The organism is Flavobacteriales bacterium, assembly GCA_021739695.1.
Lineage (GTDB): Bacteria > Bacteroidota > Bacteroidia > UBA10329 > UBA10329 > UBA10329.
On sequence record JAIPBM010000040.1, the window covers coordinates 18,078 to 27,282 of the forward strand.

General features: G+C 48.0%; 6 protein-coding genes. 5 read left to right on the top strand and 1 reads right to left on the bottom strand.

All coding sequences use genetic code 11. The features are described 5' to 3' along the window. Nucleotides 1-15: 15 nt before the first annotated feature. Nucleotides 16-3,867 carry an MMPL family transporter gene (locus K9J17_17440; protein ID MCF8278515.1) on the bottom strand — a complete coding sequence of 1,284 codons (3,852 nt, stop codon included), beginning with the start codon at nt 3,865-3,867 and terminating at the stop codon, nt 16-18. A 92-nt stretch (nt 3,868-3,959) separates the two neighbouring features. Between K9J17_17440 and K9J17_17445 the strand changes: the two genes are divergently transcribed. From K9J17_17445 to K9J17_17465, 5 genes are all read left to right on the top strand, one after another. Beyond that, complete coding sequence (locus K9J17_17445) at nt 3,960-5,501, top strand: aromatic amino acid ammonia-lyase (protein MCF8278516.1); 1,542 nt, start codon at nt 3,960-3,962, stop codon at nt 5,499-5,501. A gap of 74 nt (nt 5,502-5,575) precedes the next feature. Beyond that, on the top strand, nt 5,576-6,316 hold the full coding sequence (gene fabG, locus K9J17_17450) for a 3-oxoacyl-ACP reductase FabG (GenBank protein MCF8278517.1): 741 nt from the start codon (nt 5,576-5,578) through the stop codon (nt 6,314-6,316). Between the two features lie 150 nt (nt 6,317-6,466). Next, complete coding sequence (locus tag K9J17_17455; GenBank protein ID MCF8278518.1) at nt 6,467-7,690, top strand: beta-ketoacyl-[acyl-carrier-protein] synthase family protein; 1,224 nt, start codon at nt 6,467-6,469, stop codon at nt 7,688-7,690. Nucleotides 7,691-7,695: 5 nt separating this feature from the next. After that, complete coding sequence (locus tag K9J17_17460; protein ID MCF8278519.1) at nt 7,696-7,938, top strand: acyl carrier protein; 243 nt, start codon at nt 7,696-7,698, stop codon at nt 7,936-7,938. A 674-nt stretch (nt 7,939-8,612) separates the two neighbouring features. Continuing rightward, nucleotides 8,613-9,205, top strand: a 593-nt coding sequence (locus K9J17_17465; protein MCF8278520.1) for a lipid A biosynthesis acyltransferase, incomplete at its 3' end; no start/stop codon positions are given.

Here is a 9,205-nt window from a genome sequence, read left to right on the forward strand (position 1 = left end):
CGTGAACAATTGAAGCTACGCAGATTTACGCAATATGAACGTCACATTCGAACTTGTCTTATTCTCCAATCGCTCCATGCTGAGATTAAATTCCTTAGCGAACGATAACACGCGCTCTTCTGGTAGGAATTCCAGTTGGTGTTCGACCTTATTAAAGCCAAAGACTTTGGTGCTAAAAACTTCGGTCATTTTGGTCACGCCATGTTTCTGCTGTTCATCTTCAATACCATCGCGGATGATGATGGTTCCGCCAGCATTCAGTTTCTCGCCACAGCGTTTGAGTAAGGCCTCCTGATCTGCCGCAGGGAAATAATGCAGAACATCTTTAATGATGAAGCAGTCGGCCGCTTCTGGATTGAATTGAGTAAGGTCAGCCTGCGCAAACGACAGGTTTTCGCCTAAGTAATGGCTGTGTGCGGCCACTTGCACTTTCTCTTCGTCATAATCCAAACCAATCACTTCTCGGTCGAATGACTGCATGGCAAGCAGATGCGAGAGATAACCGTAACCACAACCAAGATCATAGATTTTCCCTTCTCGCGGAATGCGGTCAACAATCTCGGAGAAGTTCTTTTCGAGCATCATTTTAATACGCACGTACCATTCAAGCACTGGTCCTTTATAGGAATACAAACGCTGCACCTTATCTGCATAGAAATCTGGGGTTTCCACCTCCAAACGCACTTTCTGAAACTCTGCTTTGAAGTACTTCGAAATGGCTTTGGTTCGTTCTCGATAACCTGTTCCGAATGAAGCGTCATCTGCAGTAATTCGAGGTAGATACTTGATGGTCATCAAACTCTTCTGAACAGAGAAATCACCTTTTCTCAACGCATGATGAATGCCATGCAAGATGACGGGTTGAATGTCCAATTTCAGTTGCTCTGCCAAGTAGAAGGCACCTTTCTTGAAGCGACCAATTCGTCCGTCCAAACTGCGTGTTCCTTCTGGGAAAATGAGAATGGAATATCCTTCATCCACCTTCTGTTGAATTTTCACGAGGTCCCAAGAGGTCTCGTCCTTGGCGTGGATGTATTCCACGTAACGAATGAAGAAACCGAATAAAGGCGAATTCCAAACCCAATCGTTGGTAACCAAAAGGAGTTTATTGCTGCTACCGATCATCACCATCAGGTCTACAAACGAACTGTGGTTGGCAATGAGAATCGCTGGTTTATCAAGCTTGTCCTTGTCGATCCAACGCGTTGGAACGTGCCACATGGTCTGGTAATCAGAACGGATGAACCAGCTGATCAGGCTCATCATCACCTTTTGTTTGCTTCGTTTTTTAAGCGGAAGAATGGAAAGAACAATCAGAATAACGCTGAGAATGACACAGCCGATGAGGAACCAGCCGAAGGCCAAGGCAGCACGCAATAGGTCGCGGAGTTCGAGCGGGGAGAAGCCGCGTTTTCTGCGACTTTCAATCAGCATATCGTAAAGTAGCGGTTGGAGCGTTAGCGATGCAATGAGCACGCAGACCATTCCAGTAACCGATAAAATGGCGATGGAATAAAGCGCAGGATGCTTCGCGAAAATGAGTACGCCTGTTCCGATAATGGTGGTGATAGCCGACAGGATAATCGAACTTCTAAATGATTTCACCTTATCAATTCCGTATTTATATCGGCTCAGAATTCCGTCAGAAATGAAGATGGAATAATCATCGCCCAAACCGAAAATGAAGGTGGTGACCACTACATTGATCATATTGAATTTGATATCGAAGAGGCCGCAAATGCCCAGGATCCAAACCCAGCTGACCGCCATTGGAAGGAAGGTGACAATGGCCAATTCAATTCTACCGTAAGTAAGGAGCAACACCACAAAAACGAGAAGCGAGGAGAGGATAAGAATGAAGTTGAGGTCATCGCTGACCGTGTTCACGAGGTCGTGCGCCAAGGAGCTTCGGGCAACGGTTTCCAGTCCTGGAATTCCGTTCACTTTATCCGTGAAATCGCTTCGGTCAGCCTTCGGAAGATTGACCGTGGAAACCACGTTGTAGCCGTTATCGCCTTTGAAAACGAACTCGCTATAGATAGGGTCGTTCAGCAAGAAATCCTGATAGAATTGCTCATCTGCCACCTCATAACTTCGGAAAACATCCTGATACACATTGAAGAACTGGGGTTGAAATCCAAGTTCAGCGCCTTTCTCAGAAAGATTGAATTCAATCTCTTCATCCAATTCAGAAACATGCTTGTTCCAAGTAGCGACACTTGCTTCAATTTGACTTGGTGTTAGCACCACATCCGTTAGCACCGTGGAGCGGATGGATGTGTCACTTTCGTCATTGCGAGCGAGGGACGAGCGCGGCAATCTCTCATCTCGATAAAGTGGGGATTGCTTCGTTCCTCGCAATGACGCTGTATTTTCAACGGCCTGTGATAAAGATTCATCAGCCGAAAGCACGAACAGACTTTCTCGATTACTATCACCCACAATAATATCCTGCGCTTTTTGCAAGTGCTCTGGGAAGTAATTGATCTTGTTCAGGTCGTCTTCAAAATCCACATTTCCAGCATGGTTCCATAGGAAAACGGTCACTCCGATCAAACTGAAAAACAACAAGGCTTTCCATTTGAACTTGAGTGGTTCAGATGGTTTTGGTTCTGAGACCGGTTTGAACTTGGCCCAAGCTGCTATGTGCGGCAATCCGACCAAAGCGAAAAAGGCGGTTCCGATCAAACTCAATCCAGCAAAGGTTCCAAAGTCGGCAAGCACATCCGAGTGCAGGAAATTCAAACTGAAGAAAGCTGCAACCGTTGTCGCGCAACCTAACAACATGGGCGAACTGATCTCTTTCAGCGTCTCTTCAATCGAACCTGTTTCGCGGTAATGATTGAAGAAATGGAAGCTGTAATCGATGGCAATGCCGAGCACGATGGTTCCTACTGCAACCGAAATGGCCGAGATGGAACCTTGCATCACCGAAATGACCGCCAAAGCGAAGGTCAGTCCGAAAACAGCCGGAATGAAGAACAGAATGGGAATGGTGAGTTTGCGGAAATAGCCGATCAAAAGCAGCAGGATGAAGCCTCCCGCCAACCACGAAACCAAACTCGTGTCCTTCTTGATCCGCGAAGCATTGGTAACCGCAATCACTGGCCCACCGAAAAGAAGAATCTCCGTTTCACTTAACTCACCAGAAACACTATCAACCGCAGCTTGCAGGCCTTCCACCAAGCGCGTGTTCTCAACTGTTTCCGAAGGCGGATTGGACGGTTTGATCACCATCAACAGGTATTCGCCATCAGCCGTAAAGGTGTAGCCGTCCACAATTTTGAAAGCGTTTCCTTCCTGAAGCTTGCTCAATCGTCCCAAAATGGGCGAACCCATTTGCAGCGGATCCATCATCAGGAACTTCTTGGTTCCCATGCTTTCGTAGCTGCGCAGTCGGTTGAGGGTGGAAGTAAGGCGTGTTTCTATGCCATCTTCCGATAGGTCTTTGAAGAGCGTATCAATCTCATCCGAAGTCAGAAAATACGGCAGATCACGTAGGTAATTGCCGTAGGCTTCCTGCATTTTTGCCGCTTCAGACGAAAACTGAATGGCTTTGAACAAACCAGTGTCCAATTTATTGAACTGCTCGAGAAGTGTTTCCCCAATGGAAACAAGTTCTTCGCTTGATGAATTTTTGAGCGGACCAATGGCAACGATGATGTTTCCCGAAATGGAGGAATTCCGGTATAGATTATCGTACTTTTTGAATTCCTCAGTGTGCGGAAATGTTTTGGTAATGTCCTCTTCAATGTGCAATTGGCTTGCCTTCCAGCCAAGAATGACAAAGATCAGCGCGAATCCAAACAGCCATAACCATTTGAATTTAAGCGTATTGAGATAAAGAGATTGAAGTATCCGGCCCATTGAAAATAATGGTCGATAATGATAGGAAACAAAATTGATTTAACATTAAATTTGCAGCCCCTGAAAACGGGCTCATTCAAAACCCTCAAGTTATAGGACCGACAATTACACTCGATAGTTTTTTCCGCGTTGTTGTACAGGAAGAAAAAGTGCGGCTGTCAGCGCAACAGCGAGCCGTTGTTCAGGAGAGTTTTGACTTCTTGACGGAGTTCTCCAAAGACAAGATCATCTACGGCATCAATACCGGTTTTGGGCCAATGGCGCAGTATCGTATTGAGAGCGAGGAGTTGGAGCAGCTTCAATATAATCTCGTAAGAAGCCACGCTTCTGGTTTGGGGGCAGGACTTCCTGATCAGTATGTGCGTGCTGTAATGTTGAATCGTTTGAATACGCTCGCCTTGGGCGGTTCGGGTATCAGCATGGGAGTTGTTGATCAGTTGGTGGCGTATCTCGATAAGGGAATTTACCCATACATCCCCGAGCACGGAAGTGTTGGAGCAAGTGGCGATCTTGTTCAGTTGGCGCACCTGGCCTTGGGTTTGATCGGTGAGGGAGAAGCGCGTTACAAAGGCGAAACCCGACCTGTAAAAGACATTCTCAAGGAATTGAAAATGGAGCCTGTGAAGTTGCACCTTCGCGATGGTTTGGGCTTGATGAACGGTACTTCATGCATGAGTGGTATTGGATTGTTGAATGTGATCTATGCTACGCGATTACTTCGTTGGGCTACGTTGATCGGAGCAGTGATCAATGAGATCGTCCGTTCGTATGACGATAGTTATTCTGAGTTTTTGAATCGCGCGAAGAAGCACGAAGGACAACGTCAGGTTGCCGCTGCCATGCGCAGATGTTTGGAGACGAGCAAGTTGGTTCGCAAGCGTGAAGACCGACTTTTCAAGGACATTGAGAAGGTAGGAAACGGCAAGCCGATCAAGGAAAAGGTGCAGGAATATTATTCGTTCCGTTGCATTCCGCAGATCATTGGGCCGATTCTCGAAACGGTTCAGAATGCAGAGGAAATTCTGTTGGACGAAGTGAATTCAACCAACGATAACCCTGTTGTTGATCTCGAGAACAAGCACGTGTATCATGGTGGAAATTTCCACGGTGATTATGTGGCCTTGGAGATGGACAAGATGAAGATTGCCATCACTAAATTGAGCATGTTGTGCGAACGACAGCTCAATTACCTGATGAACGAAAAGCTGAATGACATTTTTCCTCCGTTCATGAACTTGGGAAAACTCGGTTACAACTTCGGTGTTCAAGGGATGCAGTTCACAGCCACATCAACCACGGCTGAGAACCAAACGCTTTCCTTCCCGATGTACGTGCATTCCATCCCGAACAACAACGACAATCAGGACATCGTGAGCATGGGAACCAACGCAGCGTTGATGACCAAAAAGGTGATTGATAATTCGTTCCAGGTAATGGCCATTGAAGCCGTTGCCATTGCACAAGGCGTTGATAGCTTGGGTTGCAAATCGAAGATGTCGGTTGCAGGGCAGAAGTTCTACGATACTGTTCGCAAGCATTTGGCAACGTTTGAAGACGATAAACCACGTTCTCATCAGTTGGCAGAGTTGTCTGCATTCTTGCATGAGAACAATCCGCAGATTGAGATATTTTAAGTTCGAAGTTCAAGGTTCAATGTTCAAAGTATTCCATACCGTCAACTGTCAACCGTCAACCGACAACCAATAAAATGAGTGACCGAAAAATAGCATTGGTAACGGGTGGTTCGCGAGGTCTCGGTCGCGCCATTTCCGTGCGCTTGGCCAAAGACCACGGTTATCACATTCTTGTCAATTATTCATCGAATGCCGCTGCGGCAGACGAGACCGTAAAACTTATTGAAGAAGTAGGCGGAACAGGAGAGCCGATTGGCTTCAATGTAGCCGATAGAGAAGGAGCAGATGCTGCGCTTTCAGCTTGGATGGAAGCCAATCCAACCGAGCAGATTTCTGTCATTGTAAACAACGCTGGCATCACCAAAGACGGACTTTTCATGGTCATGTCAGAGGAAGATTGGGATGGTGTGCTAGGCGTTTCGTTGGGAGGATTTTACAACGTGACCCGCAAGTTGGTGGACAAGATGATCCGCAAGCGTTATGGACGGATTGTCAACGTGGTTTCCGTTTCGGGAATGATGGGCAATGCCGGACAAGTGAATTACTCAGCCGCAAAGGCAGGTGTCATTGGCGCTACCAAAGCCTTGGCAAAGGAAATAGCCAAGCGAAACGTAACGGTGAATGCCGTTGCTCCAGGTTTCATCGAAACCGATATGACGGCTGATTTCGACCAGAAGGAGATGTCGCGCATGATACCTATGCAGCGTTTCGGAAAACCGGAAGAAGTGGCCGCGGCTGTTTCGTTCTTGGTTTCAGAAGATGCTGGCTACATCACAGGAAACGTGATCAATATTAACGGAGGACTTCACTGTTGATTTTAACATGAAAGAGCCACAGATGCACAGATTAACTCAGATTTTGCACGGAAATGATAAATCATTTTCATCCGTGAAAATCTGTGCATCTGTGGCTAAAAACATGTCTTACTCATCATCCTGTAAACCGTCAACCGTCAACTGTCGACCATGAACCGCGTTGTCATCACCGGTCTTGGAATTCATTCGTGCTTAGGTACGAATGCCGAAGAAGTCACTGCTTCCCTTCGCGAAGGAAGATCCGGTGTCATTTTCGATCCTATCCGCAAGGAAATGGGATTCCGTTCCGCACTTATCGGTAACGTTCCCATGCCCGACCTGAAAGCAGAACTCGGCCGAAAGGAACGCAAGAACATGCCCGAAGAAGCGCTTTATGCCTTCGCATCCACCAAGCAAGCCTTGGAGCATGCAGGAATGACGCAAGAATTCATCGATGCCAACGAAGTAGGAATTCTCTTCGGAAACGACAGCACAGCAGGTGCCGTCATTGAAGGAGTAGATCTGCTTCGCGAGAAGAAAGACACCACGCTCATCGGTTCGGGGAACATCTTCCAAAGCATGAACTGCACCGTCACCATGAATTTGAGCACCATCTTCCGTCTCAAAGGCGTCAACTTCACCGTAAGTGCTGCCTGTGCCAGTGGTTCGCATTCCATCGGAATGGGCTATCTGCTCATCAAAATGGGATTGCAGAAACAGATCATCTGCGGAGGCGCACAAGAAGTAAATCCATACGCCTTCGGAAGTTTCGATGGCATCGGAACCTTCTCTGTTCAAGAAGACGAACCTACCAAGGCATCCAAGCCTTTTGACAAAAACCGTGATGGATTGGTGCCAAGCGGAGGCGCGGCAACCGTCATTCTCGAAAGCCTCGAAAGTGCCCAGGCACGCGGAGCAAACATCTTGGCCGAGCTCGTTGGCTACGGTTTCAGCTCCAATGGCGAACACATTTCCAATCCCAATGTCGATGGGCAATTCCGCGCCCTCACCATGGCCATGGAAATGGGAAATGTCAACCCATCCGAAGTCGATTACGTCAACGCCCACGCCACATCCACGCCCGTTGGCGATGGTTTCGAAGCACAGGCCATCCACAGCGTTTTTGGCGATAATGGCCCGCTCGTCAGCTCCACCAAAAGCATGACCGGCCACGAATGTTGGATGGCAGGAGCCTCCGAGATCGTCTATTCGCTGCTCATGATGGAGCACGGTTTCGTGGCACCCAACATCAACTTCACCGAGCCAGACGAGTACTCCGCCAAACTCAACATCGCCACCCGAACGGTGGAGAAGGAACTGAAAACAATCGTCTCCAATTCCTTTGGTTTTGGCGGCACCAATTCAACGTTGATAATTCGTAAGTTCGCGCCTTGAACCCCATGGACAGACAGCAGATCATAGACACCGTAAATGAGTTCCTGATCGAGGAATTTGAAGCAGACGCAGCCGACCTAGTGGCCGATGCCAACATGCACAACACCCTCGATCTCGACAGTCTCGATTACGTGGATCTTGTGGTGCTTATCGATGAGAATTTCGGTTTCAAAACCACTTCGGAGGATTTTCAAACGATTACCACGTTTGACGATTTCTACAATTTTATTGCGAGTAAGGTAGGGTAAGCGTTACCCAAGCTAAATCGTAGCGTCATGCTGTCCGCCTTTGGCGGATTCAGCATCTAAAGGTAATACCCTGAAACGAGGCTGACGGTAAAAGCCGAGCAGCGAAGCGCGAAGCCCGGTCAGTAGAGACCGATGGCCGCTCAGTGAACACCGAAGGCGGCTCAGTGAATACCGATGGCGGCTCAGTGAATACCGAAGGCCGCTCAGCGAACACCGAAGGCGGCTCAGCGGAGACCGAAGCCCGCTCAGTGAACTGCGAAGGTGAATCAGTGAAGCACGAAGACCAATCAGCAAGATGCGAAGGTTTTTCAGGAAGAGGCATGTTGCACTTAGCTCTTCGGAAGTTGGGGTTTCAAAACCACAGCCGAAGGATTTCAGACCCCTGCCGTCATTGCGAGCGGAGCTTGCGGAGCGCGGCAATCTGTATCGGGTTGAGATTATTGCCTTTGGCAATGAGAACGCTGCGCTTAGTTGCTTCGTTCCTCGCAATGACGAAACCCGCCAGCGTCATTGCGAAGGAGGAACGACTGAAGCAATCGTCTTCAAACGCGAGCCAATCCGAAACAGATTGCCACGAAATTTCCCAAAAGAAATTTCTCGCAAAGACGCTTCGAGTTGGAAAAACGCGTAATTCAGCTTAGCTGCTAAGTTCCCAAGCTTCTTAATTTCGCGCCATGAGTGAATGGAGTGGAAAGAGTAGGGGAAACGCCCTCGGTTATTGGTTCTTCATCTTCTTTATGAAGAACCTGGGAATGGGTTTTACCTACGGTTTCCTGCATTTTGTGGTGTTGTATTTCTTCCTCTTCTCGTGGAGTAGCAGCAAATGGATCTACAACTATTACCGCGAGGGTTTGGGCTATGGCCGTTGGAAGAGCATCGTTGGCATCTACAAGACCTATTACGTTTTCGGGCAGGTAATTATTGATAAGGTGGCGATGGCTTCGGGCATCAAGGACCGCTTTAAGCTGACACACAACGGGGCCGAACACATCCGCAATATGGTGGAGAACAAAACGGGCGGTATTCTTATTTCGGGCCACATGGGCAACTGGGAAATTGCCAGTCACCTGATGCGCGGTTATGGCGGTGTGGTGAATGTGGTGATGTATGACGAGGAACATCAGAAGATAAAGCAGCACATTGACGAGACCACGGGCGGAAGGAAGTTCAACGTCATTCCGATCAAAGACGATATCTCGCACGTTTTCCTCATCAGCAAAGCACTGCTTAACAAGGAGTTGGTCTGCATTCATGGCGATCGTTTCCG

What these genes read in the sequence shown, in the direction of transcription:
- K9J17_17440 (MCF8278515.1), bottom strand. Translation starts at nt 3,867, where the DNA reads ATGGGCCGGATACTTCAATCTCTTTATCTCAATACGCTTAAATTCAAA.
- fabG (MCF8278517.1), top strand. Translation starts at nt 5,576, where the DNA reads ATGAGTGACCGAAAAATAGCATTGGTAACGGGTGGTTCGCGAGGTCTC.
- K9J17_17455 (MCF8278518.1), top strand. Translation starts at nt 6,467, where the DNA reads ATGAACCGCGTTGTCATCACCGGTCTTGGAATTCATTCGTGCTTAGGT.
- K9J17_17460 (MCF8278519.1), top strand. Translation starts at nt 7,696, where the DNA reads ATGGACAGACAGCAGATCATAGACACCGTAAATGAGTTCCTGATCGAG.